Annotated in this window: 25 protein-coding genes; 9 read left to right on the top strand and 16 right to left on the bottom strand. The window is 62.0% G+C overall.

The window, feature by feature from the left end; translation table 11 throughout:
* Positions 1-29 precede the first annotated feature (29 nt).
* The 8 genes from mdcH to PSEBG33_RS01875 all read right to left on the bottom strand — a co-directional run bounded on the left by mdcH (position 30) and on the right by PSEBG33_RS01875 (position 6,534).
* Positions 30-929: a malonate decarboxylase subunit epsilon gene (gene mdcH / locus PSEBG33_RS01910; protein WP_005792237.1), complete on the bottom strand. Its 900-nt coding sequence runs from the start codon at positions 927-929 to the stop codon at positions 30-32.
* The gene (locus PSEBG33_RS01905) at positions 926-1,522 is read right to left on the bottom strand and encodes a malonate decarboxylase holo-ACP synthase (protein ID WP_032803742.1); all 597 of its coding nucleotides are present in this window, start codon (positions 1,520-1,522) and stop codon (positions 926-928) included. Before PSEBG33_RS01905 ends, mdcH begins: the two co-directional genes overlap by 4 nt.
* Positions 1,516-2,286, bottom strand: coding sequence for a biotin-independent malonate decarboxylase subunit gamma (gene mdcE, locus PSEBG33_RS01900; RefSeq protein WP_005792239.1), 771 nt, complete (start codon positions 2,284-2,286; stop codon positions 1,516-1,518). The genes PSEBG33_RS01905 and mdcE overlap by 7 nt, the downstream gene beginning before the upstream one ends.
* On the bottom strand, positions 2,283-3,125 hold the full coding sequence (locus tag PSEBG33_RS01895; protein WP_005792240.1) for a biotin-independent malonate decarboxylase subunit beta: 843 nt from the start codon (positions 3,123-3,125) through the stop codon (positions 2,283-2,285). The genes mdcE and PSEBG33_RS01895 overlap by 4 nt, the downstream gene beginning before the upstream one ends.
* Positions 3,118-3,417 (bottom strand): malonate decarboxylase subunit delta, encoded by a 300-nt coding sequence (locus PSEBG33_RS01890; protein WP_005792241.1) that lies wholly within the window; start codon positions 3,415-3,417, stop codon positions 3,118-3,120. Before PSEBG33_RS01890 ends, PSEBG33_RS01895 begins: the two co-directional genes overlap by 8 nt.
* Positions 3,417-4,250 carry a triphosphoribosyl-dephospho-CoA synthase gene (locus tag PSEBG33_RS01885; protein ID WP_005792242.1) on the bottom strand — a complete coding sequence of 278 codons (834 nt, stop codon included), beginning with the start codon at positions 4,248-4,250 and terminating at the stop codon, positions 3,417-3,419. The genes PSEBG33_RS01890 and PSEBG33_RS01885 overlap by 1 nt, the downstream gene beginning before the upstream one ends.
* On the bottom strand, positions 4,251-5,921 hold the full coding sequence (gene mdcA, locus PSEBG33_RS01880) for a malonate decarboxylase subunit alpha (protein WP_005792243.1): 1,671 nt from the start codon (positions 5,919-5,921) through the stop codon (positions 4,251-4,253). It lies immediately after the preceding gene.
* A gap of 358 nt (positions 5,922-6,279) precedes the next feature.
* Positions 6,280-6,534 (bottom strand): DUF6124 family protein, encoded by a 255-nt coding sequence (locus PSEBG33_RS01875; RefSeq protein ID WP_005792244.1) that lies wholly within the window; start codon positions 6,532-6,534, stop codon positions 6,280-6,282.
* A 435-nt stretch (positions 6,535-6,969) separates the two neighbouring features.
* Here PSEBG33_RS01875 and PSEBG33_RS01870 point away from each other — a divergent pair, with 435 nt between their 5' ends.
* Entirely contained in the window at positions 6,970-7,257 is a 288-nt protein-coding gene (locus PSEBG33_RS01870) for a HigA family addiction module antitoxin (RefSeq protein WP_005792245.1), read from the top strand.
* 135 nt (positions 7,258-7,392) lie between these two features.
* Here the strand turns inward: PSEBG33_RS01870 and PSEBG33_RS01865 are convergent, their stop codons facing one another.
* From PSEBG33_RS01865 to pilG, 6 genes are all read right to left on the bottom strand, one after another.
* Positions 7,393-7,848 carry a chemotaxis protein CheW gene (locus PSEBG33_RS01865; RefSeq protein WP_005792246.1) on the bottom strand — a complete coding sequence of 152 codons (456 nt, stop codon included), beginning with the start codon at positions 7,846-7,848 and terminating at the stop codon, positions 7,393-7,395.
* Positions 7,841-13,660 carry an Hpt domain-containing protein gene (locus PSEBG33_RS01860; protein ID WP_005792249.1) on the bottom strand — a complete coding sequence of 1,940 codons (5,820 nt, stop codon included), beginning with the start codon at positions 13,658-13,660 and terminating at the stop codon, positions 7,841-7,843. Before PSEBG33_RS01860 ends, PSEBG33_RS01865 begins: the two co-directional genes overlap by 8 nt.
* Before the next feature lie 175 nt (positions 13,661-13,835).
* Complete coding sequence (locus PSEBG33_RS01855; RefSeq protein WP_005792250.1) at positions 13,836-15,887, bottom strand: methyl-accepting chemotaxis protein; 2,052 nt, start codon at positions 15,885-15,887, stop codon at positions 13,836-13,838.
* Positions 15,884-16,408 (bottom strand): chemotaxis protein CheW, encoded by a 525-nt coding sequence (locus PSEBG33_RS01850; protein WP_005792252.1) that lies wholly within the window; start codon positions 16,406-16,408, stop codon positions 15,884-15,886. The genes PSEBG33_RS01855 and PSEBG33_RS01850 overlap by 4 nt, the downstream gene beginning before the upstream one ends.
* 12 nt (positions 16,409-16,420) lie before the next feature.
* Positions 16,421-16,786: a twitching motility response regulator PilH gene (pilH, locus tag PSEBG33_RS01845; protein ID WP_003234583.1), complete on the bottom strand. Its 366-nt coding sequence runs from the start codon at positions 16,784-16,786 to the stop codon at positions 16,421-16,423.
* Between the two features lie 46 nt (positions 16,787-16,832).
* On the bottom strand, positions 16,833-17,240 hold the full coding sequence (pilG, locus tag PSEBG33_RS01840; RefSeq protein WP_005792254.1) for a twitching motility response regulator PilG: 408 nt from the start codon (positions 17,238-17,240) through the stop codon (positions 16,833-16,835).
* A 239-nt stretch (positions 17,241-17,479) separates the two neighbouring features.
* On the opposite strand from pilG, the gene gshB reads away from it, so the two are divergent.
* The 7 genes from gshB to PSEBG33_RS01805 all read left to right on the top strand — a co-directional run bounded on the left by gshB (position 17,480) and on the right by PSEBG33_RS01805 (position 23,409).
* Positions 17,480-18,433, top strand: coding sequence for a glutathione synthase (gene gshB, locus PSEBG33_RS01835; RefSeq protein WP_005792255.1), 954 nt, complete (start codon positions 17,480-17,482; stop codon positions 18,431-18,433).
* A 77-nt stretch (positions 18,434-18,510) separates the two neighbouring features.
* A complete protein-coding gene (locus PSEBG33_RS01830) occupies positions 18,511-19,416 on the top strand; it encodes an energy transducer TonB (protein WP_005792256.1) in 906 nt (301 codons plus the stop codon).
* A 50-nt stretch (positions 19,417-19,466) separates the two neighbouring features.
* Positions 19,467-20,036: a YqgE/AlgH family protein gene (locus PSEBG33_RS01825; RefSeq protein WP_005792257.1), complete on the top strand. Its 570-nt coding sequence runs from the start codon at positions 19,467-19,469 to the stop codon at positions 20,034-20,036.
* On the top strand, positions 20,036-20,473 hold the full coding sequence (gene ruvX / locus PSEBG33_RS01820) for a Holliday junction resolvase RuvX (protein WP_005792259.1): 438 nt from the start codon (positions 20,036-20,038) through the stop codon (positions 20,471-20,473). The genes PSEBG33_RS01825 and ruvX overlap by 1 nt, the downstream gene beginning before the upstream one ends.
* Positions 20,474-20,605: 132 nt before the next feature.
* The gene (pyrR, locus tag PSEBG33_RS01815) at positions 20,606-21,112 is read left to right on the top strand and encodes a bifunctional pyr operon transcriptional regulator/uracil phosphoribosyltransferase PyrR (RefSeq protein ID WP_005792260.1); all 507 of its coding nucleotides are present in this window, start codon (positions 20,606-20,608) and stop codon (positions 21,110-21,112) included.
* A gap of 24 nt (positions 21,113-21,136) precedes the next feature.
* Positions 21,137-22,141: an aspartate carbamoyltransferase catalytic subunit gene (locus PSEBG33_RS01810; protein WP_005792261.1), complete on the top strand. Its 1,005-nt coding sequence runs from the start codon at positions 21,137-21,139 to the stop codon at positions 22,139-22,141.
* On the top strand, positions 22,138-23,409 hold the full coding sequence (locus PSEBG33_RS01805) for a dihydroorotase (protein ID WP_005792263.1): 1,272 nt from the start codon (positions 22,138-22,140) through the stop codon (positions 23,407-23,409). The genes PSEBG33_RS01810 and PSEBG33_RS01805 overlap by 4 nt, the downstream gene beginning before the upstream one ends.
* Positions 23,410-23,528: 119 nt before the next feature.
* On the opposite strand, the gene PSEBG33_RS01800 is transcribed toward PSEBG33_RS01805, so the two are convergent.
* Positions 23,529-23,957: an NINE protein gene (locus tag PSEBG33_RS01800; protein ID WP_005792264.1), complete on the bottom strand. Its 429-nt coding sequence runs from the start codon at positions 23,955-23,957 to the stop codon at positions 23,529-23,531.
* A gap of 249 nt (positions 23,958-24,206) precedes the next feature.
* Here PSEBG33_RS01800 and PSEBG33_RS01795 point away from each other — a divergent pair, with 249 nt between their 5' ends.
* Positions 24,207-24,845, top strand: coding sequence for a C40 family peptidase (locus tag PSEBG33_RS01795; protein WP_005792265.1), 639 nt, complete (start codon positions 24,207-24,209; stop codon positions 24,843-24,845).
* A 148-nt stretch (positions 24,846-24,993) separates the two neighbouring features.
* On the opposite strand, the gene PSEBG33_RS01790 is transcribed toward PSEBG33_RS01795, so the two are convergent.
* Positions 24,994-26,028: a type IV pilus twitching motility protein PilT gene (locus tag PSEBG33_RS01790; RefSeq protein ID WP_005792266.1), complete on the bottom strand. Its 1,035-nt coding sequence runs from the start codon at positions 26,026-26,028 to the stop codon at positions 24,994-24,996.
* Positions 26,029-26,042 lie beyond the last annotated feature (14 nt).

The raw sequence follows: 26,042 nt of genomic DNA on the forward strand, positions 1-26,042 counted from the left end.
TTTGTGCTTCGAAAGCCTTGGGTGCTGCTTTATCGGTGGCGGCGTTCCTCCTCTTGCAGCAGGGCCTGCAAGGTATCCAGGCGTGCGCCTTCGCAGGCGATCACCGTGCCTTGTTCGAACACGCGACGTGACAGACCAGTGAGCACCGCGCCCGGGGGCAGTTCGATTTGCAGGCGTACGCCACGCTCGTAGGCGCTTTGCACGGTGCCGCGCCAGTCGACGACGCGGCACATATTGAAAGCCAGGTCATCGCGCAGTTGCTCGGGGTTGTGGATAGGTCGCGCGCGCGTGCTGCTCAGGTAGGAGATACGCGGCGCCTTGAGTGGCACGAACGCTTGGGCAAGCACCTTGGCCGGCGCTTCCAGCAGCGCACAGTGGGACGGCACGCTCACTGCCAGACGCTTGGCGATGCCGTTGCCTTTGATGCGCTCGGCGACACGCTGCATCGCCTCATTGCTGCCGGCGATCACGGTCTGGTTGTCGGCGTTTATATTGGCCAGATACACCGGAGTTGCAGCGCTGTGGATATCTGCCAGCAAGGCTTCAACCGTGGATAAATCGGGGCCGATCAGGGCGGTCATGCCGTAGCCCTGTGGATAAGCCTGTTGCATCAGCTCGCCACGCAGGCTGACCAGTTTCAGCGCATCAGCGAAGTCCAGGGCGCCGGCGATGACGGCGGCCGGGTAAGCGCCGATGGACAGGCCCGCCACGTAGTCAGGCGTATGGCGCAACTGCTGTGCATGGGCAACGCCGACGATCAGCAGGCACAGTTGCACCGCACGCGTGCTCGCCAAGGCTTGCGCCGAATCGAGCCGACGAACATCTTCACCCAAGGCATCACTGGCTTCTTCCAGAACCTCGGCCGATAGCGCCTGGAGCATGCCCACGCGCTGGGCGCCCTGCCCCGGAAACACCATCAGGCTGCTCATGCCACGGCCTGCCAGGGGTCGAGCACAAGGTGTGCGCCGCCAACGGTTTTGAGCAGTACGTGGTGTGAGCCTGCGGCCCATTCGCGCAAGGCAACAGCACCAAACGGGGTTTGCAATTGCAGGTCAACGGCGCATGGCGCGGTGTCGAGTTTCGCCAGCAATGCACGCGCCGAGTTGCGATCAAGCGGCTCGGGCGTGCGCAGGATCAAATCCAGGTCACTCATGGCATGCAACGCTTCGACGCCGCTCGCCAATTCAAATCCGGCGCTGCCGCTGACGCCCCAGTGATACTGCGCCAACACTGGCCGCAGTTGATGGAGCGCCCGCAGCGCCGGTAAATCCCGTGGCGAGATCACCTGGCGCAAGTCTTCGGGCGCCACGCGCCGTTGCACCGCAGCAACAGGCATCACCGCCCCATAACGCTGCTCACGTAGACGCCCACGTACGCCAACCGCCACTTGACCCGCTTCGGTAATGGCGCGCCGCACCACTACTGGATGACCGGCGCTCAGCGCGTCCCGCGCCCAGGCCGGAGCGCCAGCGGGCAGATGCGCCGGCATCATGCCCCAGAGCAAATCGTGGGCGTTCACCATTGTTCCCGCAGCAGTTGACGTACGTGGCTTGAGGCGGCGCGATTAGTCGCACCGAGACGTCCTTTTAAATCGGGCTGCGCGACATCGTTGATGGCATGCACCAGGCAATCGCTGACCCGTACCACATCGTCCGGCGTCGGCTGTTCAATCTGGCTCACCGACAAGGTCTCCCAGAGCAAACCCAGGCTGGCATAGCTGTCGATGTCATAGGCCATCGGCGGCACGCTGGCGGCCAGGGCTTCCAATTCTTCGACGCTGCGCAGCGTCACCCGCGCCGCCGAAGCCTTGCCCATGGCATGCACCATCACCCCAGGGTCGCGCAGGGCAATCAAGCGATTGGCCTGGTAACCGTGGGCCAGGAATGCGCCAGACATGGCCTTGCCCACCAGCAGTGCAATCACCGGGTGGCCGGCCAGGCGTGCGCGAGCGTAGCTGTCGGCAGCGGCGGCCAGGGCCTGGTGAATGCCGAGGGCTTCTTCACGGCGACCATAGGCTTGGCTGGGCACATCGACGATGGCGATGATGGGGCGTTTGTCACCCGTCACGATGGCTTCATCGACGGCCTTGGCAAGCCCCCAACCTTCCAGCAACCCGACTTCGCCATTGCGTGCACGCGGGAAGCGGTTATTGGGGTCGGGGACCACGGCGATAAAGCGCACCGCCTGTTCACCCAATACGCCGTCTGCGACTTTCAATGAGTCCGGCAAGCCCTCTACGAGTGTCGCGCCGACGCTCAATGCGTTGAACCACTGCAACCCTCTCATGAGCGTTCTCCCTGATACAGAACGCGAACCGTCGCGGGTTCGATTTGCGCGGTTGCGTCGAGTTCGGCCAGGCGCGACAGGTAGAAATCAGCGCGCCGGCTGCGGGGTTGTTCGGGCGCACCTTGTTGCAACAGCGCGCTCACGGTCTGCTGGATCTGCACCACATCGTCCGCCACGTAACGGTCGGCCAAGCCACTGTTGAAACGTTGCTCGCCGCCGGTAAGGCTCCAGATGAAAGGCCGGTCGCGGGAGTCGTACTCTTGCAGGCCGGCCTCCTGTTCGATGACCTGCGGGCCATTCAAACCCAGGCGCGCTTCACGGGTGACCACCAGGTAACTGCATAGCCCGGCCGCGATGGACATACCACCGAAACAACCGACACTGCCCGCCACCACACCGACCACCGGCTGGTACTGACGCAGGTCGACAATCGCAGCGTGAATATCGGCAATCGCCGCAAGGCCAAGGTTGGCTTCCTGCAAGCGCACGCCGCCGGTTTCCAGCAGCAATACGGCGCGGGTCGGGATGCCGTTGCGGTTATCTTCGGCGGCCAGTTCCAGAGCGCCTGCGATCTTCGCGCCGCCGACTTCGCCAAGGCTGCCGCCCTGGAAGTTACCTTCGATCGCGGCAATCACCACCGGTAGACCAGCGACGCTGCCTTTGGCGATGACCACGCCGTCATCCGCCTGGGGCACTACGCCCTGACGGCTGAGCCACGGCGACATGACCCGTTGGAACGGGTCGATCAACTCGCGATAGGTGCCAGCATCCAGCAGCGCCTTGGCGCGCTGCCGCGCACCGAGTTCGACAAAGCTGTGCTTGGTGAGCAATTCAGTCATGGCCGACCTCCTCGAAACCTTGCTCCAGGCGCAAACGCACCACGCCGGGGGTGGCACCGAAATCGTGGATATCAATCTTCAATGCAGGCGGTGTCTGCTCCTGGAAGATGCGCTCGAACAGGTGCTGCCAACGTTGCTGCGCGCCATTCACCGAGGTCTGCACCTGGATAGTCAGCGTGCCGGCGGTGCCTGGTTCCAGCAGCACTTCGAGGTCGCCGGAACCGACACACCCCACCAGCGCACGGCCTTTTGGCGGCTGCCCGGCAGGGAATTCAAAGGATAAGGTTTCCATCACAACGCTCCGTCGAGGCGGTCGATAAACAGGCAAGCGGCCAGCAAGTCAGCAGCGCCGCCAGGGGAGGCATTCAGGGCGAGCAGTTGCTGGTCCAGGGCGTGCAGTTGGCGGCGGCCCGCAAGGGTTGCACTGCCACCGGCATCGAGCACGGCCTGGGCGCCCTGTTGCATGGTGGTCAAGCCTTCGTAGCCAGCGCGGTAGAGCACGCAGGTGTCGGCCAGCTCGGTCATGATCGCGAGCAAGGCATCCAGGCGGGCATTTTGCTCACCGGCGTTTTGCCCGCGGCTTTTATGCAATTGCGGCAGGCCGCGTTGCATCACCGAGGGGAAACCCAGCTGTGCCTCTTCGCGAGCACCGCGTGCGCCGTAGCGTTGCGCGACCTGTGCGCCATGGCTTAGTGGTTGCGGCGCAAAGCGATCGTTAATCAGCGCCAGTTTGGCTGCATTCAGCGTAACGGCACGTGGTTGCAGGGCCGCTGCAGCAGTGAGCAAACCAAGGGCCCAGATCGCACCGCGATGGGTATTTACGCCGTGGGTGGTGATGAGCATCGCTTGCTCGCCTTCACGGCCAATACGGCCGAGCGCTTCACGCAGGGGTACACCGACTTCACCAAATTCAAGGGCGGCCTCGGCCATTTCCTTGAACATCGGCCACAACGACAGCGCCGAGGCGTGCATCAGGCCCAGGTGCAAATCGCTGTGGGCGCCGTTGCCGCGCCGGTCTACCAAGGCGGGTTTAGGCGACAAATCCGCTTCATCGATCAGCGCGTCGACGGCCATATCCGCCAGGCGATCGGCCAGGCTCAGTTCATGCTGTTTGAGAGCGCGCATTTACCAGCTCCTGAATTTGGCGGGCGGGTTGTACAAGCCACCGGACCACTCCACCAGGTCGGCCACGCTCTTGGCGGCCAACAGTTCGCGGGTGGCATCGGTGCGGCGGATACCCAAGTCTTCGGGCAAGGCGATCAAGCCTTCGCGACGCATACGGGCGGTGTCCTTGGGGTTATGGCGCATACCGATTGCCGTCACCCCGGCGACGGCAGCGATCATTGCCTGGCGCTCTTCCAGGGAGCGCGCCTTGTAGAGGTAGGCGATGCCTTCTTCGGTGAGCAAGTGGGTAACGTCGTCGCCGTAGATCATGATCGGCGCCAGCGGCATGCCGCTTTTGCGTGCCACTTCCACCGCGTCGAGGGTGTCGACAAAGGTCGGTTTGCCGCCTTCCTGGAAGGTCTCGACCATCTGCACCACGAGTTTTTTGCCGCGCTCAAGCAAGGCCTCGGGCGCATCGTCATGGCGCATATCCAGCCAGGCCGGTGTGCCGTGCCGACGACCACGTGGGTCGTGGCCCATATTCGGCGCACCACCGAAACCGGCAAGGCGGCCACGGGTCACGGTGCTGGAATGCCCGTCGCCGTCGACTTGCAGGGTGGCGCCGATAAACAGGTCCACCGCGTACTGGCCGGCCAGTTGGCAGAACATGCGGTTGGAGCGCATCGAGCCGTCGCGGCCGGTGAAGAACACATCCGGGCGGGCGGCGATGTAGTTTTCCATACCCAGTTCGGTGCCGAAGCAGTGCACGCTCTCGACCCAACCGCTTTCAATCGCCGGGATCAGCGTGGGGTGTGGGTTGAGGGTCCAATTTCGGCAGATCTTGCCCTTGAGCCCCAGGGATTCGCCGTAGGTGGGCAGGATCAATTCGATGGCGGCGGTGTTGAAGCCGATGCCATGGTTGAGTGACTGCACATTGTGTTTTTCGTAGATGCCACGGATCGCCATCATCGCCATCAACACATGCACCGGTTTGATATGGCGCGGGTCGCGAGTGAACAGCGGTTCGATGTAGAACGGCTTGTCGGCCACCACCACGAAATCGACCCAGCTTGCGGGGATGTCCACGCGGGGCAAGTCGGTGACGTCATCCACCAACTGGTTGACCTGCACAATGACAATGCCATCGCTGAACGCCGCGGGTTCGATCAGCGCCGGGGTGTCTTCGGTGCTGGCGCCGGTGTAGATATTGCCGGCGCGGTCGGCCATGAAGCCGGCCGAGAGCACCACGTTGGGGATCAGGTCCACCACCAGGCGTGCATAGAGTTCGATGTAGGTATGGATCGCGCCGATTTCCAGCAGGCCGTCTTCCAGCAACTGGCTGATGCGCAGGGATTGAGTGCCGGCGAAGGAAAAGTCGAGCTTGCGGGCGATGCCTTTCTCGAACAAGTCCAAGTGCTCGGCGCGCCCGACACTGGGCATGATCATGTGCAAATCGTGGAGCTTGGCCGGGTCAGCCTTGGCCAGGGAGCGCGAGAGGAAGTCAGCCTGCTTCTGGTTGTTGCCCTCCAGCACCACGCGGTCGCCTGGGAGGATCAGCGCTTCCAGGGCCTCGACGACCCTGTCGCTGGGCAACACCGCCCCGTCTGCATACTGTTTGACCAGCCCGAGCCGCCGCTGCTTCTCGTCGCGCCGCCGCGTCCAGCGCGAGTCGGGGGTGATGGTTGTTGTCATGGTCGCTCCACGGGGTTTGCTGTCGTGGGGCTGTACCTTAGGAGTGAATTCGGGGGCCATCAATCAAGCTCAGCGGCAGACCGTTACGCCTGGAGTAACAAAGCTCAAAATGTGGGAGGGGGCTTGCCCCAATGCCAGTCAGTTAAGCGGTCATCGCCTACGGTGGGAGCGAGCTTGCTCGCGAAAAACGTCAACGATAACGGGGGCTTGCTGAATGAACGCAGCGCCTGTGAGTTTTTCGCGAGCAAGCTCGCTCCTACAAAAAGTCCTTAACTGACTGACATTGGGGCAAGCCCCCTCCCACACTTGCTTAGTAGCGCCTGCTAGATAGCGGTCCCAAACAAGGACCGATCAGTCCCTATTTGGGACCGTTTGAAAATTCCGGCGAAGGGCTGATTTGCTCAAGTGCCCTATCGACCAACAACTGACCGAACTCTGCCATTTGCTGGATCCCAAGCATGACGGCGCGCTGGGAAGTGTCCAGGTCGAAAGCCAGGTTGCAGGTGAGTGCGTTGAGGGAGGACAGGGTTTCGCTGGCGTTGACCAGCAGGGTTTCGGTGTTTTGGTGGGGGTTTACGGTGAAGAGGGGTGGATTGGGGGTAGGTTTGATCATGATTTACAGCTCCGATATGTGATGGAAGCTGCCCTCTTCCGCTTGCACGCGAATCAAGGTGGCAGCTGTGCGCAGGTGTGCAAGACCGGGCATATCGGACCCCGGCAGACTCCGAAGAGTCTCCCACGCACAGCCGCCATAACGAGTACAGCAGGCATAAAAAACGCCCGTTGAATGGCTATGGGCGTTGGTGCGCCGACATGTAACCGGACTTGCACGTCCGTGTCACCGTTTTTTGCGATGACGGGACGAAGACTAGGCGTGCGGACCTCTCACCACAAGTTCATGCGCGGCCCAAAATCTTGCAGGAAAAATCCGAAGCCTTTTATGTCGAAGAGCATGCAGGAAGTTTCATACAGCGTTTTGGGGTTGTTGCTTGGAACTAGTCTTTCTAGCCTTCACGGTTGAATGCCCATAGTCGAAGGACGCACCAACATGCCGATGCACAACCCACCTCACCCAGGTGAAATTTTACTTGAGGACGTTATCCCAGCCTTGGGCATCACCATTACCGAGATGGCGCGACGTCTTGGCTTCGCCCGCGAGACTTTTTCAAGGATCTTGCATGGCCACGCCCCGGTCAGCCCGGACCTTGCCGTTCGGTTGGAACGGGCTGGCGTGAGTAAAGCCCAATTATGGTTGTCGATGCAAAGTGCCTACGACTTATGGCAGGCCGAGCATCGGGAGCAACCGGTAATTGAGCGGTTTGCGCGGATTGATTGAGATCTTGGGCCAAGCACAATTCAGTGTGGGAGCTGGCTTGCCTGCGATAGCGGTCTGTCAAATACAGATGTATTGCTGACCCACCGCTATCGCAGGCAAGCCAGCTCCCACATTGGAATTTCACAAGGCTTATGTTCAGGCCAGGCCGGACTCAACCAGCAGCGCCTCCAACCCCATCAAATCCGGCACCTTCGCCACCTGCTCGCCCACCTGCACCGCCGCCAGTTCCAGCGGGCACAGCGGCACGTCCACATAGCTCAACTCGCTGTCGAGTTTGTACGAGCGGGGAATGCCCTGGATCACCAGTGCAATGAATTTCAACGTGGGCCTGCCACCCAAGGCATTCAACACTACGATCCGCGAACGTTCGCCGGTCACGCTGGCTTCACCGCACACGGCTTCAAAGCTGATCAAGGGGATTTGCCGATCACGCCAGGTCACTTGCCGCAGGTACCACGGCGGTGCATCGCTGGCCGGTTCGCCGCGCTGGAAGTCGATCAGCTCGGCGATGGCCACGTTGGGCAGCACCAGGTGGCGGTCGGCCAGGGGCAGCAGCAGGCCGGTGAGTTGGCTGGCGCGGTGGTCAAGCATGGGACTTGCTCCAGTAGGCGATGCTTTCCAGCAGCACCGACTCTTGGTACGGCTTGCCGAGGTAGTCGTTGACGCCAATGGCCATGGCGCGGTCGCGGTGTTTCTGGCCGGTGCGCGAGGTGATCATGATGATCGGCAGGCGCATCAGGCGCGGGTCGTTGCGGATCTGGATGGCCACTTCAAAGCCGTCCATGCGCGGCATTTCGATGTCGAGCAGCATCAGGTCCGGGGTGTGTTCTTCAAGTACGGCGAGGGCGTCGATGCCGTCCTTGGCGGTGAGCACGTTCATGCCGTTGCGCTCCAGCAGGCGGCTGGTGACTTTACGCACAGTGACCGAGTCGTCCACCACCAGCACCAGCAGCGGGCGTTTTTTCAGCGGGTCGTTGAGGACCAGTGGCACATCCACTGCCTGGGCCGGCAAGGCCGGTTGGCGGGCGCGGATATGCGCCAACAGGTCGATGATCAACACCACGCGGCCATCGCCGAGAATGGTCGCCCCGGACAAGCCCTGCACCCCGGCAAACTGCGGGCCCAGCCCCTTGACCACGATCTCCCGAGTTCCGGCCATGGCGTCCACATGCACCGCCACGCGCCGTTCATTGCAGTGCACCAGCAGCACCGGCACCGGCTGATACTGGCCCAGCAGTTTCGGGCGGCTGACGGTGTGCAGCAGGTCGCCCAGGTAGAACAACTCGTAGCGCTGGCCGGCATATTCATAGTGCGGCGGGTCTTGCTGGTAGTGCCCCGCCAGCTCATGGGGCAGCACGCGCACCAAACCTTCGATGGTGTTGAGGGGAATCGCGTATTGGTCGTCTGCGCATTGCACCATCAGCGCCCGATTGACCGACACCGTAAACGGCAAGCGAATGCGAAAATGCACGCCCGCCCCCGGCGTCGAATCGATCACCATCGAACCGCCGAGTTGGCGCACTTCTTCGTGTACCACGTCCATACCCACGCCGCGCCCGGAGATCTGGGTGATTTTTTCTGCCGTGGAAAAGCCCGGCTGCAGGATGAACTGCAGCACGTCGCGGTCGCTGATGGTTTGATCCGGGCCGAGCAGGCCGCGCTTGATCGCCTTGCGTCGCACCGCTTCAAGGGGCACGCCGGCGCCGTCGTCACGCATGTCAAAGACGATGTCGCCGCCTTCGTGGGTCAGGTCCAGGGTAATGCGCCCCTTTTCCGGCTTGCCCGCCTGCAACCGCACCTCGCGCGATTCCAGGCCGTGGTCGACGGCATTGCGCAGCATATGTTCCAGTGGCGCCGCCATGCGTTCGAGCACGTTGCGGTCCATCTCGCCTTCGGCATTGCCGACGATGAACTCCACGTCCTTGCCCAGCTCTTGCGCCACTTGGCGCACGATGCGCTTGAGGCGTGGCAGCATCCGCTCGAAAGGCACCATGCGCGTGCGCATCAGGCCCTCCTGCAATTCGGTGTTGATGCGCGCCTGTTGCTGGAGCAAATCGTGGGCATCCTGATGGCGCTGCTCCAGGGTGTCCTTGAGGTCGAGCAGGTCGGAGGCCGATTCGGACAGCGCGCGGGACAGCTGCTGCAACTGCGAATGGCGATCCATTTCCAGTGGGTCAAACTCTTCGTAGCCCAGGCGTTCGGCCTCGGCCTGCTGACGACTGAGCAGGCGCCCCTGGGTTTCGCTGTCGAGCCGGCGCAATTGATCGCGCATCCGCTCGATGGTGGTTTGCACTTCATTCAATGCAATGCGCGCATCGTTGACTTGCTGCTCAATACGGCCACGGAAAATCGAGGTTTCACCGGCGAGGTTAACCAGGTCGTCGAGCAGTTCGGCGGAGATTTTCACCATGTCGGCAGCGGGGTCGACCACGGCTTCAGCCTTGCCCGCAGGCAACGCCACGGGCACCACCGGCTCTACACTGGGGTGCACCAGGCTTTTGATGCGCTCGATAAGTTTGTCCACCGCCCCCACCGGCAGCCCATCCGCTACGGCGTCGACCATCTGCGCCAAACGATCATGGCAACCTTGCAGCAGCGCAAACAGCTCTGGGGTCGGCGCCAGCAACCCGGCGGATAGCCCCTCGTAGAGAAACTCCAGCTCATGGGCCAAATCGCCAATCGGCCCGATCTCCACCATGCGCGCCCCGCCCTTGAGGGTGTGCAGGTCACGCAGCAGGGTTTCGACTTCCTGGCGGTTGCCCGGCTCGGCCTGCCAGCGCAGCAACGCGCTGCCTGAACTGTCGAGAATATCGGCGGCCTCTTCGAGGAAGATATCCAGCAATTCAGGGTCTGCACCCGAGGCCGGCGCCGCCGCAGCCGGAGTCGCCGGCGCGCTGTTCTGGCGCAGCTCACGCAGTTTGGCGATCAGCTCGGCAGCGTCGCTCAAAGGCTGCTGCTGTTGCAGTTCTTCCAGTTGCAAGGCCAACCGTTCGTGGCTGGCCATCAGCACCTGGGACAGCTCGGGGGTGTAACTGTAGCGGCGGTCCACCAGGCCCTCGTACAGGCACTCCAGCTCATGGGCCAAGTCGCCCACCGGGTCGATTTCGGCCATGCGCGCACCGCCCTTGAGGGTGTGCAGGTCCCGTTGCAGTGAGGACAACGGCGCGGCGCTTTCGGGCTCCAGCAACCAGCGCTTGAGGGACTGCCCGGCACTGTCGAGGATATCGACGGCCTCCTCAAGAAAGATGTCGACAATCTCATCATCCATGGCTGTTTGCTGATCCAACTGCGCAGTGGCAGCGCCCAGTTCCGAAATGCTCAGGGCGCGGCTGCCGTCGCTTTTGATCAGGCCGGTGGCGGACGGGTCCAGCGCGTCATCCAGCAACGCGTGCAAGGCTTGTACCCGCGCAGGCGCCGGGCTGATTTCCTGGCCGGCAGCCAGTTGGTCGAGCATGTTGATCAGCGCCTCATGAGCCTGTTCCGCCTCATGGAAAAACCGCTCGCTGACCGCCAGGCTGCTTTCTTCCACAGCGCCATACAGGTCGAGCAAGGCCTCGCACAACGCGTCGATGGCGTGCAGGTCAGCGATGTGTGCGCCCTCCCCCAAGGTGGTCAGCTCATCCAGCAAGGCGGTCAGTTCCTGGCGTTCGCCGGGATGTTGCTGCCAGCGGCGCAACAGGTTGTCGGCGTCGAGCAGAATGTCCATGCCCTGGGCCAGGAAGTTGGTGATCAGATGCCGATCGCGCTTGATCGGCAGGCCGCTGCCAGGGGCTTCGAGCAACGCGGCAAGCTGCTGGTCCAACAGGCTTTGGGTGCGTCTGATCAGATCCGCCGCGCCCTGGATGGGTGCCAGGGGATCGCTGTCCAGGTCGCGCAGTCCACCCTGGAACAGCCCTTGGGCCTCCAGCAGCAACTCCACTTCGTCCAGGTCCAGGGGTAAGCGATGGGCCTTGTATTCGCGGGTCAGGTGGTCGAGGGGGCGCGCCAGTTCGGCGATGGGCAACACCCCGGCCATGTAGGCACTGCCCTTGAGCGTATGCAGGGCGCGTTGCAGTTCATCACTGACCTGCAACGGCACCTGTTCGGCGGCGTGGTGCAGGAAGTGGTTGAGGCTGTCCAGATGGCTCTGGGCTTCGTTGCGGAAGATCTCCATCAGCATCGGGTCATGGGGCTCGCCAGCGGTTGTTGCCGCGCCACTGGCCAAGGCATGGGCGCGGGCGGCCAGGGCGTCGACTTCGTCGCGCTGGCGTTGGTCGTCGATGGCAAAATCGGCGATCAATTCCGGCAGCACGGCCACGGCCTCATCCAGCACCTGCTGCACCTCGGCGCCAAGGGCGACGCTGCGTTCCAACACACGGTTGAGCAGGTTTTCCACGGCCCAGGCCAGTTCGGCCAGCACCAGGGCACGGACCATGCGACCGCTGCCCTTCAACGTATGGAAGGCACGGCGCATTTCGCCCTGGGCGGTTTTGTCCGTACTGTTGGGCAGGTTGCGGTGCAGCACGTCGAGGACTTCGTCGGTTTCTTCGAGGAAGACTTCGCGCAGCTCATCGTCAATCGGCTCTTCACCCGCCGGCGGTGGCAACAGGCTGCCGGGGCGTTGCAGAGCCGGAGGATTAAGGCCTGACGTGGGGCTTGCCAGTGCGTCAAATTGGGATTGGCTCGGTGCCTGTTCGGTCGACAGTGCGCCATCGGGCGCGACCAATGCCTGGCGCCAGGGTTTTTCGGCCGGCAGATAACCCAGCGCCGCCAGGCTTTGGGTGGCCCGCTCCAGAACACGCTCGCCAGCGGCGTCAGGGTCCTGGAGCATGCGTTCCAGGTAATACTCCAGGCTGCTGATCACATCGGCGAACTGCTCCAGTTGCACCGGCGAAGGCGCGACGTCGCTGATCATCAACTGCTCGTCGACATAATCGGTGCAGCCGCGCATCAGGCTCGCCGCACGCGGCAACGGGATCATCGCCAGCGCGCCACGCACCTGGCTCAGCAATTGCGGCAAGGACTCCAGGCGCTGGCGGTCCCAATGGGCTTCGATGCAGTCGATCACCAGTTCCTTGGCTTGTTTGAGGCACTGGCAGGATTCAGCAATCACCAACTGATGGATCTGGGTCAGGTCGGTGGTGGGCAGCCGGCTTTCTTCGCGGCTTTGCGGCTCCACCGTGCCGATCATGCCCGCCAGCGTGGCTTCGACGTAGAGCAACGCGCCTGCCACGTCCATCAGCACCGCGTCATTGGGTTCGCGTTGCCCCTGGGCCAGGCTCAGCACGACAGCCAACTGGTCGATGATCACTTTGCGCGGCTGGCCAAAACCCAGTACGGCGAGGGTGTCGGCGATCTGCCGCAGGGGCGCCAGCAGCGCGTCGAGTTCGTCGATGTGCTGACGGTCGCTGCGTACGAACAGATCGAGGCGCTCCTTGACCCGCACCAGCTCCTCACACAAGGCACCGAGCACCGACCCCATGGCATTGCGGTCCGGCCCGGCCATTCGCGCACGCTCGGCGTCGACCACGGCGCTGTCGGGCAAAGCTTCATCCAGGCCGTAGCGCTCTTTAAGGCTTTGCATGCGCGGCGTCGGTCGGGTGACTTTGGCCACGTAAAACAACAGGCTTTTGAGCAGTTCATCCGGCGCAGGCTGATTGATGCCGCCAATGCCCTGGGCCAGCAGGCGCTTGAGTTGCTTGCCGCTGGCCTTGAGCAGGCTGCGCAGCGCCGGGCTGTTGGCGACCACGCCGGTCAACATGCCCTCGACCAGTGCCGAGGCCACCTGCCACAGCGGTAACAACGGCGCGCCCTGGCACAACGCCTCAAGGCGTGCGAACACCCGTGCCATGTCTTCCAGGTTGCTCGGGCCATGGTCTTCACGCAGCAACCCGGCGAGGGCTTGTTGCAGCAGGGGGTGCCATTGGCGCAACTGCTCATGCAACTGCGGCGTTGCACGTTGGGCCAGTGTTTCATCAGGCAGCGGCGCGATCGACAGCAGTTGCGGGCTGAACAGGCTGGTTTCAGACAACAGGCTTTCACCCCGCGCAGTGCGCAGGTCGTTGAGCAGCGGCAGTACCACCAGCGGCAGGTCGCGGCGGGCGCTGTGTACGCGGTCCAGGTACAGCGGCAACTGGCCGAGGGCTTGTTGCAGCAGGCGGATGCTTTCTTCGCGCTGGCTGACGCGATCGGTCTGGAGCGCCAGGGCCAGTTCCTCGATCTCTTCGGCCAACAGCGCCGCGCCGTAGAACTCGACCATTTGCAGCGCACCATGCACCTGGTGGATCCCGGCCAGGCAATTGTCGAGGGTGTCGCCGTCGCCGGTTTCAACGTAAGCGTCCAGCGCCGAACGGGCCTGTTTCAGGGTTTCGGCAATGTCGCCCTTGACCCATTCGAGGGCCACGTAGTCGTGCCGATCAACCATAACTGCTCCGCTTTGAATTCGTGGGTTGCTGGTATCTCACAAACAATGGAGATCCAATGTGGGAGCTGGCTTGCCTGCGATAGCGGTGGGTCAGCAATACATCTGTATTTGACAGACCGCTATCGCAGGCAAGCCAGCTCCCACAATTGGACTGTGGCGTTCTTCAGGTCGTATTTCAATCGTCCACCTGCTTGGGTGGCGGCAAAGTGAAACCCGACACCGACCTGCGCAACTGACTGGCCATCTTCGCCAGGTTACCAATGCTCTCGGCGGTCGCGGTCGACCCCGACGACGTCTGCGTGGTGATCTGCTGGATCACATTCATGGTCAGGGAAATCTGCCCAGCCGAAGACGTCTGCTGCTGCGCCGCATTGGAAATGCTCTGGATCAGCGCCGCCAGGGTTTTCGACACGCCTTCGATCTCTTCCAGCGCGACCCCGGCATCCTGGGCCAGGCGTGCGCCGCGCACCACCTCGGTGGTGGTCTGCTCCATGGAGATCACTGCTTCGTTGGTGTCGGCCTGGATCGCCCGCACCAGAGTTTCGATCTGCCGGGTGGCCGCCGACGAGCGCTCGGCCAGGCGTTGCACCTCATCGGCCACCACCGCAAAACCGCGCCCGGCATCGCCTGCCATGCTGGCCTGGATCGCGGCGTTGAGGGCGAGGATATTGGTCTGGTCGGCAATGTCGTCGATCAGGCTGACGATGTCGCCAATTTCCTGGGACGACTCGCCCAGGCGCTTGATGCGCTTGGCGGTGTCCTGGATCTGTTCGCGAATGTTGTCCATGCCATGGATGGTGTTGTGCACCACCTCGTTGCCTTTGTTGGCGATCTCAACCGAGCGCTCTGCCACCGCTGAGGACTCGGCGGCGTTGGCCGATACCTGGTCGATGGACTGCGCCATCTGGTTGATCGCGGTAGACGCTTCGGCAATCTGCTGCGCTTGATGTTCCGACGCCTGGGCCAGGTGCATGGCGGTGGCCTGAGTGTCCTGCACCGCGCCGGCGACTTGCCCGGCCGTCAGGTTGATGGTGGCGACCAGGTCACGCAATTGATCCACGGAATAGTTGATCGAATCGGCGATGGTGCCGGTGAAGTCTTCGGTGACCGAGGCGGTGACGGTGAGGTCGCCGTCGGCCAGGTCTTCGATTTCATCCAGCAGGCGCATGATCGCGTTCTGATTACGCTCGTTCTTCTCGGCGGTTTCACGCAGTTGGCGGTTGGTTTCGCGCACCATCACCAGGCCGATCAGGATGATCGAGGCCAGCGCCAACAGGCCCAGCAGATAGCCGCCGATGGTGTCGAAACTGCGCCCGCCGGCGAGGTTTTCAAAACCGGTGGCCAGGTGCGAGGCTTCATCGAGCAGGGTTTGCGACAGGTTGAAGATATGGCTCGCCGAGGCCCGCACCTGGAACAACTGCGGCGAGGTTTCGAGGATCTCATCCACGGAGCCTGAGACAAACTCGAACAGCTCGGCAATCTCCGCCAACCGCGTACGGGCGTCAGGGTCTTCGACCTGGGTGATACGCAGCCCGGGGTTGCCGTTGAGCATACCGTTGAGCACTACGCCAAAACGGTTGGCGTCGCGACCGAAGGCATCGGCGGCCTGCACGGCGGTTTCATCGCCCGCAAGCACGGTGTTGACCGCCCCCAGGATCCGTTCGGCCAGCAGCGACTGGCGCTGGGCCAACGCCACCTGGCTGGCCGGGGCGCCGCGTTGCAGCAGGATATCGACGACCTTTTCCGACTCCATCTGCAGTTGCGGCACGGTTTCGGCCAGGGTCGCAGCCACCTGGTGCAGGGACAGAACGGTCTGTTCGCTGGCGAGGATCGCATCGGTGTTTTTCAGCAGCGCTTCCCAGTCGGTCTGCACGGCACGCATTTCGGCGCGCACCGCGCTGGGTGCAGCGGGCAAGCCGGTTTGCGGATCGCCCTTTTTCAGGTAGCCCCAACGCTGGGCAAAATCGTTGCGCGCCTCGCCCAGCAGCTTGAACGCGGCGGCCTTGCCGGCGGCGGCTTCGGTGGCGTTCTTGGCAATGCGCTGGGACAGCACGCGCAGCTCACCGGCGTGGCCGATGTACTGCTTGTCGTAGGTGGACTGGGTGTTGAGGTACGCAAAGTTGGCGAACAGCAACATGATGAACACGATCAAGGCGATAAACAGCACGATGATCTGCGAACGGCTGCGCGAAGCGGCCTGGGGTTTGGGCGTGGTAACGGTGCTCATGCGGCGACATCCATGAAGCCAGGGGCCTGGGCCAAAGCGAAGGGGCTGAAGACTTGCCACTGCGGGTCGCCGTCGAACTGGCCCTGGATAAACGGCGCGCCGGACGCGGTGCTGGCTATCCAGGCATCCAATGGGAAGTGCTGCATACCGACCACTTCGTCTACCAGCAGCCCGACAAACACGTCATTGAACTCCACGACCAACACCCGCCTTTGCTTGCGCGCCTTGGACAACTCAAGGCCGAGGAAACCGCCCAGGTCCAGCACCGGCAGCAAGCGCCCGCGCAGGTTGGCCACGCCCTTGACCCAAGGCTTGACCCCCGGCATCAAGGTGCAACGCGGTTCATGCAACACCTCGGCGACCTCGCCCATGGGCGCCACGTACCAGTGTGGCCCCAGGCGAAAGCCGATACCGCTCCAGCGCTGCAGGCGGGTTTCCTGGGACGGCAGGTCGGCGGCCAGCAGGCGGCAACGGCGGTCGATGTCCAGCAGCAGCTCGAAGGCGGTTTGCGACTCGGTCATGATCGCGAGCCTTTAGCCGGCCAGTACCTTGTTCAGGGTGGCGATCAGTGTGTCTTCGTCCACCGGCTTGGTCAGGTAATCCTTGGCGCCCTGGCGTGCACCCCAGATCTTGTCGGTTTCCTGATCCTTGGTGGTGATGATGATGATCGGAATACCGTTGGTTTCCGGCTCCTTGGACAACTGGCGCGTGGCCTGGAAGCCGTTGAGGCCCGGCATCACGATGTCCATCAACACGGCGTCGGGCTTTTCCTGACGGGCCAGCGCTACGCCGTCCGCGCCGTTTTCGGCTTTCAGGACTTGATGGCCGTGCTTTTCCAGCATGCCGGTCAGTTTGTACATTTCAGTCGGCGAGTCGTCGACGATCAGAACACGTGCCATGGTTTTCCCCACTACATTGGTCGGCGCCGGCCCTTGTGAGGTGGCGTCAGTGTGCTTGTTCTACTGCGGCGAAGGCAGGCACATAGGCCTTGATCGCACCCAGCAGTTCTTCCTTGCTGAAAGGCTTGGTCAAAAATTGATCGACACCCACGATGCGCCCCTTGGCCTTGTCGAACAGGCCATCCCTGGAGGACAACATGATCACCGGGATCGCCTTGAACGCCGGGTTGTTCTTCACCAGGGCGCAGGTCTGGTAGCCATCCAGGCGCGGCATCATGATGTCGACAAAGATAATGTGCGGGTGATGATCCACAATCCGCGCCAGGGCATCGAAACCGTCGATGGCGGTGATGACCTCGCACCCCATGTTCTTCAACAGTGTCTCGGCGGTGCGGCGGATCGTTTTCGAATCGTCGATCACCATCACTCTCAAGGCGTTGGAATGCTGTTCCATATCTGCTCTACCATCGCCACAGCGAATCGGTTTTCGGTGTGTACTGCCTGATGTTGCACAGGATGAGCGCCGCAAGCCTTGGAATTCAAGGGCTGCTACGCCGTGGCAGTCTTTTTAGCACAGTCTCCGGGCGCAATCTATCGAGGCACCCACCCGGTGGTTTTTCCTTGACCCACAACAACCACAGCGCCACTCTGACGCCACTTTTATGCGCCCTAATTTGCTAGAGGAAATCCCCCATGAGCGTTCGCGTCGGCATTGTCATGGACCCTATCGCCAGCATTTCCTATAAAAAGGACAGCTCGCTGGCCATGCTCCTGGCCGCCCAGGCCCGCGGCTGGACGTTGTTCTATATGGAACAGCGCGACCTGTACCAGGGCGACGGCGAGGCGCGGGCGCGGATGCGTCCGTTGCAGGTATTCGCCAACCCCGAGAAATGGTTCGAGCTTTCGGATGAAATCGACAGCCCCCTGAGCGACCTCGATGTGATCCTGATGCGCAAGGATCCGCCGTTCGACATGGAGTTTGTGTACTCCACCTACCTGCTGGAGCAGGCCGAACGCGCCGGCGTGTTGATCGTCAACAAGCCGCAGAGCCTGCGCGACTGCAATGAAAAGCTGTTCGCCACCCTGTTCCCGCAGTGCACGCCGCCGACCGTGGTCAGCCGCCGCGCCGATGTACTGCGTGAATTCGCTGCCAAGCATGGCGATGTGATCCTCAAACCGCTGGACGGCATGGGCGGCACTTCGATCTTCCGCCACCGCGCTGGTGACCCGAACCTGTCGGTGATCCTCGAAACCCTGACTGCGCTGGGCACCCAGCAGATCATGGGCCAGGCTTACCTGCCGGCGATCAAGGACGGCGACAAGCGCATCCTGATGATCGACGGCGAGCCGGTGGACTACTGCCTGGCGCGCATCCCGGCAGCGGGCGAGACCCGTGGCAACCTGGCGGCCGGTGGTCGTGGTGAAGCACGGCCGTTGTCGGACAAGGACCGCTGGATCGCCGCTCAAGTTGGCCCGACCCTGCGGGAAAAAGGTCTGCTGTTTGTCGGACTCGACGTAATTGGTGAGAACCTCACGGAAATCAACGTCACCAGTCCAACCTGTATTCGCGAGATCGACAATGCATTTGGCACGAACATCGGCGAAATGCTGATGGCCGCCATTGAGCGCAAGCTACAAGCCAAGTGACATAGAACAGCCGGACACACACCAACATTGCGTTATCATGCGCCACCTGTGAAACGCGCGATGTTGGTTTTCTTGTCATGACACTCCCGTCCGAACTGCCCCCAGAACTCACCCATCAAGGCGTGCGCCCGGCTGATCGGCTCGGATTTACCCTGTTTCTCGCCGCATTGATTCACCTCGCCTTGTTGCTGGGCGTGGGCTTCACCATGGTCGAGCCCAAGCAGATCACCAAGACCCTGGAAATCACCCTCGCTACGTTCAAAAGTGAGAAGAAGCCCGAAAAGGCCGACTTTCTTGCCCAGGACAACCAGCAGGGCAGCGGTACGCTCGACAAGAAAGCCGTGCCCAAGATCACTGAAGTAGCGCCCTTCCAGGACAACAAGGTCAATAAGGTCACCCCGCCGCCGGTGCCCAAGCCCGAGGTCAAGCAGGCAACGCCCAAGGCCGCCGTGACCACCGTTGCGCCCAAGCCGCAAAAGGCCCCGACCCAGCGCGAAAAAACCAGGACTGAACCCAAGCCCGAGCCGGTGAAGCCCGCGCCAACCTTCGACAGTTCGACGCTGTCCGACGAAATTTCCAGCCTGGAAGCCGAACTGGCTCACGAACAACAGCTGTATGCCAAGCGCCCGCGCATCTACCGCCTGAACGCCGCGTCGACCATGCGCGACAAAGGTGCCTGGTATAAAGACGAGTGGCGCAAGAAGGTCGAGCGCATCGGCAACCTCAATTACCCGGACGAAGCCCGGCGTCAGCAGATTTATGGCAACTTGCGCTTGCTGGTATCGATCAACCGTGACGGTTCGCTCTATGAAGTGCAGGTGCTGGAGTCCTCCGGCCAACCGCTGCTGGACCAGGCCGCCCAGCGCATCGTGCGCCTGGCCGCGCCTTTTGCGCCGTTCAGCGGCGACTTGAATGACGTGGACCGCCTGGAAATCATCCGCACCTGGAAGTTTGCCAAGGGCGACCGGCTGTCCAGCAACTGACACCGCTCCTACACTTGTCAGTTCGCCCCTCCAACGCCACACTAGCGGACATGAAAAACGTCAGCCCGACCTACCTCAAGCACCAATTCCTGATCGCCATGCCCCATATGGCCGACCCGAACTTTGCGCAGACCTTGACCTACATCGTCGAGCACACGGCCAATGGTGCCATGGGGCTGGTGGTCAACCGTCCACAGGAGCTGAGCCTGGCCGATATCCTTGAGCAATTGCGCCCGGAACTCGACCCACCAACCCGCTGCCAGGATGTGCCGATCTATATCGGCGGGCCGGTGCAGACCGATCGCGGCTTTGTGTTGCACCCCACCGGGCCACAATACCAGGCCACGGTGGATCTTGAGGGCGTGTCACTGTCCACGTCTCAGGACGTGCTGTTCGCGATCGCCGATGGCGTCGGCCCTGAGCAAAGCCTGATTACCCTGGGCTACGCCGGTTGGGAAGCCGGGCAACTGGAGGCCGAGCTGGCGAGCAATGCCTGGCTGACCTGCCCGTTCGACGCCGACATCCTGTTCAACACCGCCAGCGAACTGCGCCTTGATGCTGCCGCTGCCAAGCTGCGGGTCAACCTCAGCCTGTTGACCAGCCAGGCGGGGCACGCCTGATGGCCTTGCGTCTGATCCTGGGTTTTGACTACGGCACCAAACAGATCGGCGTAGCGGTCGGCCAGGTTATTACCGGACAGGCCCGGGAGCTGTGCACCTTGAAGGCCCAGAACGGCATACCGGACTGGAACCAGGTTGAAGCCCTTATCAAAGAGTGGAAGCCCGACGCTGTGGTGGTCGGCCTGCCCCTGAACATGGATGGCACCCCCAGCGACATGTGCCTGCGCGCCGAAAAATTCGCGCGCCGCCTCAATGGCCGCTACAACCTGCCCTTCTATACCCACGATGAGCGCCTGACCACCTTTGAAGCCAAGGGTGAGCGCCGTGACCGCGGCGGGCAGAAGGGCAGTTACCGCGACAACCCCGTGGACGCCATCGCCGCCGCCTTGCTGTTGCAGGGTTGGCTGGATGAAAACACCGCTTTATTTGAATCCTGACCCGCCGCGATCCTGTGGGAGCGGGCTTGCCCGCGAAGAACGTTAACGATACCGCGTGAAGGCTGGATGAACGCGGTACCCATGAGTTTTTCGCGAGCAAGCTTGCCCCTACACACTTAAAAAGGAGCCCCCATGAGCCTGCCCAATCCCGCCGAACTGATCAGCCAGATGGCATTACGCCTCAAGGCGCACCTGGAACACCGCGGCATCAGCGAACCGCGCTTTATCGGCATCCGCACCGGCGGTGTCTGGGTAGCCCAGGCGTTACTGGAAGAACTGGGCAGCGATTCGCCCCTGGGTACACTGGACGTGTCCTTCTACCGCGACGACTTCAGCCAGAACGGCCTGCACCCACAGGTGCAACCTTCGGCCCTGCCATTTGAGGTTGAGGGCCAGCACCTGATTCTGATCGATGACGTATTGATGAGCGGCCGTACCATACGCGCCGCCATGAACGAACTGTTCGATTACGGGCGCCCGGCCAGCATTACGTTGGTGTGCCTGCTGGACCTGGATGCTGGCGAATTGCCGATCAGCCCGGATGTCGTGGGCGCAACACTGTCTTTGCAAGCCCGGCAGCGGGTAAAATTGTCCGGTCCCACGCCGCTCGAACTCGAACTGCAAGACCTTGCCCTTTAAATCGCCTTGTACAGAGTCCCCGCGATGACGCCTCTAGATGCCAAGCGCCCGCTGCAGCTCAATGCTCAGGGCCAGTTGCAACATTTCTTGTCCCTCGACGGTTTGCCCCGCGAACTGCTCACCGAAATCCTCGATACCGCCGATTCGTTCCTTGAAGTCGGCGGCCGGGCGGTGAAGAAGGTGCCGCTGTTGCGCGGCAAGACCATCTGCAATGTGTTCTTCGAGAACTCCACCCGTACCCGCACCACCTTTGAACTGGCAGCCCAACGGCTGTCGGCCGACGTGATCACGCTGAACGTGTCCACCTCGTCGGCGAGCAAGGGCGAGACCCTGCTCGACACCCTGCGCAACCTCGAAGCCATGGCCGCCGACATGTTCGTGGTCCGCCACGGCGACTCCGGCGCCGCGCACTTCATCGCCGAGCATGTGTGCCCGCAGGTCGCGGTCATCAACGGCGGCGACGGCCGCCACGCCCACCCGACCCAGGGTATGCTCGACATGCTCACCATCCGTCGGCACAAGGGCGGCTTTGAAAACCTCTCGGTGGCCATCGTCGGCGACATCCTGCACTCCCGTGTAGCACGCTCGAACATGCTGGCCCTCAAAGCCCTGGGCTGCCCGGATATCCGCGTGATCGCGCCGAAAACCCTGCTGCCCATCGGCATCGAACAGTATGGCGTGAAGGTCTACACCGACATGGCCGAGGGCCTCAAGGATGTGGACGTGGTGATCATGCTGCGTCTGCAACGCGAGCGCATGGCCGGTGGCTTGCTGCCCAGCGAAGGCGAGTTCTACCGCCTGTTCGGCCTGACCACCGCCCGTTTGGCCGGGGCCAAGCCGGATGCCATCGTGATGCACCCGGGGCCGATCAACCGCGGGGTGGAGATTGAGTCGGCGGTGGCCGATGGCCCGCAGTCGGTGATCTTGAACCAAGTGACCTACGGCATCGCGGTACGCATGGCCGTGCTGTCCATGGCCATGAGCGGGCAGACCGCGCAACGTCAATTCGAGCAGGAGCAGGCCCAGTGAAGCTCAGCATTCTCGGCGCCCGAGTCATCGATCCAGCCAGTGGCCTGGACCAAGTTACCGATCTTTATCTGGACGCCGGCAAGATCATCGCCATTGGCGCCGCACCTGCCGGCTTCAACGCCATCGAAAGCATCGACGCCAAGGGCCTTGTAGCCGCGCCCGGGCTGGTGGACCTGAATGTCGCCCTGCGCGAACCGGGCTACAGCCGCAAAGGCAACATCAACAGCGAAACCCAGGCCGCTGCGGCCGGTGGCGTGACCAGCCTGTGCTGCCCGCCGAACACCAAGCCGGTGCTGGACACTTCGGCGGTGACCGAGCTGATCCTGGACCGCGCCCGTGAAGCCGGCAATTGCAAGGTGTTTCCCGTCGGCGCCCTGAGCAAAGGCCTGGATGGCGAACAACTGGCCGAACTGATCGCACTGCGCGATGCCGGTTGCGTGGCCTTCAGCAACGGCTTGGAAAGTTTTCGCAGCACCCGCACGCTGTGCCGTGCCCTGGAATACGCGGCCACCTTCGACCTGACGGTGATCTTCCACTCCCAGGACCGCGACCTGGCCGAAGGCGGCCTGGCCCATGAAGGGGCAGTCGCCAGCTTCCTCGGCCTGCCGGGCATCCCGGAAACCGCCGAAACCGTGGCCCTGGCCCGTGACCTGTTGCTGGTGGAGCAAAGCGGCGTACGCGCACACTTCAGCCAGCTGACCAGCGCCCGCGGCGTTGCCCTGATCGCCCAGGCCCAGGCCCGTGGCTTGCCAGTGACGGCGGATGTGGCGTTGTACCAATTGATCCTGACGGATGAGGCGCTGATCGACTTTTCCAGCCTGTATCACGTGCAGCCTCCCCTGCGTACCAAGGCCGACCGTGACGGTTTGCGCGCGGCAGTGAAGTCGGGGGTGGTGTCGGCGATTTCCAGCCATCACCAGCCTCACGAGCGTGACGCCAAGTTGGCGCCATTTGGCGCAACCGAGCCGGGTATCAGTAGCGTGGAGTTGTTGTTGCCGCTGGCGATGACGTTGGTGGAAGACGGCTTGCTCGACCTGCCGACGCTATTGGCCCGCCTGAGCGCCGGCCCGGCCGACGCCCTGCGCTTGCCGGCGGGCAAGCTTGAAGTCGGTTCGCCAGCGGACCTGGTGCTGTTTGACCTGGGCAGCTCGACGGTGGCAGGGGAGCGTTGGTTGTCCAAGGGTGAAAACTGCCCGTTCATTGGCCACAGCCTGCCGGCGACGGTGCGCTACACCTTGATGGATGGGCGGATCAGCTACCAGGCCTGATGCTGGCAAAACTGTAGGAGCGAGCTTGCTCGCGAAAAACGCATAGGCGACGAGGGCAGCCTGTCAGCACTGCGTCATCGTTGACGTTCTTCGCGAGCAAGCTCGCTCCTACAGGTTATTCAGCGGCCGCTGTTGCGCTCGGCATTGCGGATCGAGATCTGCGTATTCAACGTCCAGAAGTCATACAGCACCCCAATCAGGAACAAACCGCCGGTCAGCAGGTAGATCAGGCCGGTGATCCATTTGCCCTGGTACATACGGTGCACACCGAACAGGCCCAGGAACGCCAACAGGATCCACGCGACGTTGTATTCGATAGGCCCGGCGGTAAAACGCAGGTCGGCTTCACGGTCCATGGCCGGGATGAGGAATACGTCGATCAACCAACCAATGCCCAGCAGGCCGAAGGTAAAAAACCAGATCGTGCCGGTCACGGGTTTGCCGTAATAAAAGCGATGCGCCCCGGTAAAACCGAAAATCCACAGCAGGTAACCGATCACCTTGCTATGGGTATCTTGCTGCTGACCAACCTGTTGATAGGTGTTCATGGAGTACCTCTTTTGCTTCGATAGATAAATTTTTTCATTTTCTTTGTGACTTTTTTACGAGCGCCCGACGTACGGCAAATGGTATCTTCCTGCCCTCAAAGCCTTATGCCACCTGACTTGTGTAGGACAATTGCGGCAATTCGTCGCGTTTTTCCTGGATTTGACCCCAAGGTTCAGTCGACAAACGGCCTGAGAACGACACAAAAAGCTGTTATAAAGTTGCGCGCAAACCCATAAGAGCCACGCCTAATGCGACCATTTTTCAAGACATGGCTGACCATCTGCCTATTAATGCCACTGGCCGCCCACGCCACCAATCGTGAGCAACGACTTCCGAACGTCAATGGTTTCACCCCTAAAGTCCACAGCACAACCACCAAGGCCAAATCGGTAAAGCTGACCGTCAACCGCCCGACTCAACTGAGCAAGGCACACGGTAAAGCAACACCCGGCCTGATGGCTGTCAACACCAAGCAAAGCAGCAACGTCCTCAGCCGTGCCGTCAACGTGCTGGGTACTCCTTATCGTTGGGGCGGCAGCAGCCCAAGTAAAGGGTTCGACTGCAGCGGGCTGGTTAAATATGCATTCAACGATGTAAAAGCGGTGGATTTGCCACGCACCTCCAACGCCATGGCTGCCGGCCACGGCTTGAAGGTTGATCGCAAAGACCTGAAGCCCGGAGACTTGTTGTTCTTCAAGCTCAAGAGCCGCCAGGTCAACCACGTTGCCATCTACCTGGGCAACGACCGTTTTATCCACGCGCCGCGTCGTGGCAAGTCGGTGAGCATCGACACGCTGAAAAAGCCGTTCTGGGACAAGAACTACGTGATTGCCAAGCGTGTGCTGCCTAAAGAGCAGAACAGCAACCTGCGGATCGTGCAGCGCTAAGCCAGGCGCCACTGAAGCTCCCCATTTGAAATGCAATCAAATGTGGGAGCTGGCTTGCCTGCGATGACGGTGTGTCAGTTGGCAGAGAGAGCGCCTGACAGCCCGCTATCGCAGGCAAGCCAGCTCCCACATTGAGTATCTGTGCGTTTTAGATATCTGCAGGCACCCTCGCCTTCTCCCGCGCCTCTTCCCGGCTGACCAGCCCCGCGCCGACCAACGCCTTCAAACTCATATCCAGCGTCTTCATCCCCAACGCGCCACCGGTCTGAATTGCCGAAACCATCTGCGCCACCTTGTCCTCACGGATCAGATTGCGAATCGCCGGCGTGCCCAGCATGATTTCATGGGCGGCCACACGGCCGCCGCCGACCTTCTTCACCAGTACCTGAGACACCACCGCCTGCAACGATTCCGACAACATCGAGCGGACCATGGCCTTTTCCCCGGCCGGGAAGACGTCCACCAGCCTGTCTACAGTCTTTGCAGCCGATGAAGTGTGCAGGGTGCCAAACACCAGATGCCCGGTCTCAGCTGCCGTCAAGGCCAGGCGGATGGTTTCCAGGTCGCGCAATTCGCCTACCAGGATCACATCAGGGTCTTCCCTCAGGGCCGAGCGCAGCGCCACGCAGAAGCTGTGGGTGTCGCGGTGCACCTGGCGTTGGGTGATCAGGGCCAGTTTCGGCCTGTGGATAAATTCGATGGGGTCTTCAAGCGTGAGGATGTGCTGGCGCCGGTGCCGGTTCAGATAATCGATCATCGCCGCCAGCGTCGTGGACTTGCCCGAACCCGTAGGCCCGGTGACCAGCACCAGGCCACGGGGGAACTGAGCCATACGCTGGAAGACCTCGCCCAACCCAAGGTCTTCCAGGCTCTGGACCTCGGTCGGGATGGCGCGAAACACCGCGCCTATACCGCGATTCTGGCGGAACACGTTCGCCCGAAAGCGTGCGACTCCCGGCAATTCGAAGGCAAAATCCGTTTCAAGAGATGTTTCGAAATCCTTTTGTTGGTGTTTATTCAACAAAGGGCTCACCAGATCGACCAGTTGCGCTGCGTTCAGCACCGGCTCATCCATCGGCCAGACCTCGCCATCGACTCGCAGCATCGGCGCCAGGCCGGCCGACAAATGCAGGTCACAGGCGCCACGGCTTACGCTGGCCGTCAGCAATTGCGTGATATCCATAGGGCTTTCCATTT

Origin of the sequence: Pseudomonas synxantha BG33R (assembly GCF_000263715.2) — a bacterium.
GTDB lineage: Bacteria > Pseudomonadota > Gammaproteobacteria > Pseudomonadales > Pseudomonadaceae > Aquipseudomonas > Aquipseudomonas synxantha_A.

Coding starts and splice junctions, on each gene's coding strand:
- PSEBG33_RS01825 (WP_005792257.1), top strand. CDS start 19,467: ATGAAAAACGTCAGCCCGACCTACCTCAAGCACCAATTCCTGATCGCC.
- ruvX (WP_005792259.1), top strand. CDS start 20,036: ATGGCCTTGCGTCTGATCCTGGGTTTTGACTACGGCACCAAACAGATC.
- pyrR (WP_005792260.1), top strand. CDS start 20,606: ATGAGCCTGCCCAATCCCGCCGAACTGATCAGCCAGATGGCATTACGC.
- PSEBG33_RS01855 (WP_005792250.1), bottom strand. CDS start 15,887: ATGAGCACCGTTACCACGCCCAAACCCCAGGCCGCTTCGCGCAGCCGT.
- gshB (WP_005792255.1), top strand. CDS start 17,480: ATGAGCGTTCGCGTCGGCATTGTCATGGACCCTATCGCCAGCATTTCC.
- pilH (WP_003234583.1), bottom strand. CDS start 16,786: ATGGCACGTGTTCTGATCGTCGACGACTCGCCGACTGAAATGTACAAA.
- PSEBG33_RS01885 (WP_005792242.1), bottom strand. CDS start 4,250: ATGCGCGCTCTCAAACAGCATGAACTGAGCCTGGCCGATCGCCTGGCG.
- PSEBG33_RS01850 (WP_005792252.1), bottom strand. CDS start 16,408: ATGACCGAGTCGCAAACCGCCTTCGAGCTGCTGCTGGACATCGACCGC.
- PSEBG33_RS01870 (WP_005792245.1), top strand. CDS start 6,970: ATGCCGATGCACAACCCACCTCACCCAGGTGAAATTTTACTTGAGGAC.
- PSEBG33_RS01865 (WP_005792246.1), bottom strand. CDS start 7,848: ATGCTTGACCACCGCGCCAGCCAACTCACCGGCCTGCTGCTGCCCCTG.
- mdcE (WP_005792239.1), bottom strand. CDS start 2,286: ATGAGAGGGTTGCAGTGGTTCAACGCATTGAGCGTCGGCGCGACACTC.
- PSEBG33_RS01795 (WP_005792265.1), top strand. CDS start 24,207: ATGCGACCATTTTTCAAGACATGGCTGACCATCTGCCTATTAATGCCA.
- mdcA (WP_005792243.1), bottom strand. CDS start 5,921: ATGACAACAACCATCACCCCCGACTCGCGCTGGACGCGGCGGCGCGAC.
- PSEBG33_RS01860 (WP_005792249.1), bottom strand. CDS start 13,660: ATGGTTGATCGGCACGACTACGTGGCCCTCGAATGGGTCAAGGGCGAC.
- PSEBG33_RS01810 (WP_005792261.1), top strand. CDS start 21,137: ATGACGCCTCTAGATGCCAAGCGCCCGCTGCAGCTCAATGCTCAGGGC.
- PSEBG33_RS01895 (WP_005792240.1), bottom strand. CDS start 3,125: ATGACTGAATTGCTCACCAAGCACAGCTTTGTCGAACTCGGTGCGCGG.
- pilG (WP_005792254.1), bottom strand. CDS start 17,240: ATGGAACAGCATTCCAACGCCTTGAGAGTGATGGTGATCGACGATTCG.
- PSEBG33_RS01830 (WP_005792256.1), top strand. CDS start 18,511: ATGACACTCCCGTCCGAACTGCCCCCAGAACTCACCCATCAAGGCGTG.
- PSEBG33_RS01905 (WP_032803742.1), bottom strand. CDS start 1,522: ATGGTGAACGCCCACGATTTGCTCTGGGGCATGATGCCGGCGCATCTG.
- PSEBG33_RS01800 (WP_005792264.1), bottom strand. CDS start 23,957: ATGAACACCTATCAACAGGTTGGTCAGCAGCAAGATACCCATAGCAAG.
- PSEBG33_RS01790 (WP_005792266.1), bottom strand. CDS start 26,028: ATGGATATCACGCAATTGCTGACGGCCAGCGTAAGCCGTGGCGCCTGT.
- PSEBG33_RS01890 (WP_005792241.1), bottom strand. CDS start 3,417: ATGGAAACCTTATCCTTTGAATTCCCTGCCGGGCAGCCGCCAAAAGGC.
- PSEBG33_RS01875 (WP_005792244.1), bottom strand. CDS start 6,534: ATGATCAAACCTACCCCCAATCCACCCCTCTTCACCGTAAACCCCCAC.
- mdcH (WP_005792237.1), bottom strand. CDS start 929: ATGAGCAGCCTGATGGTGTTTCCGGGGCAGGGCGCCCAGCGCGTGGGC.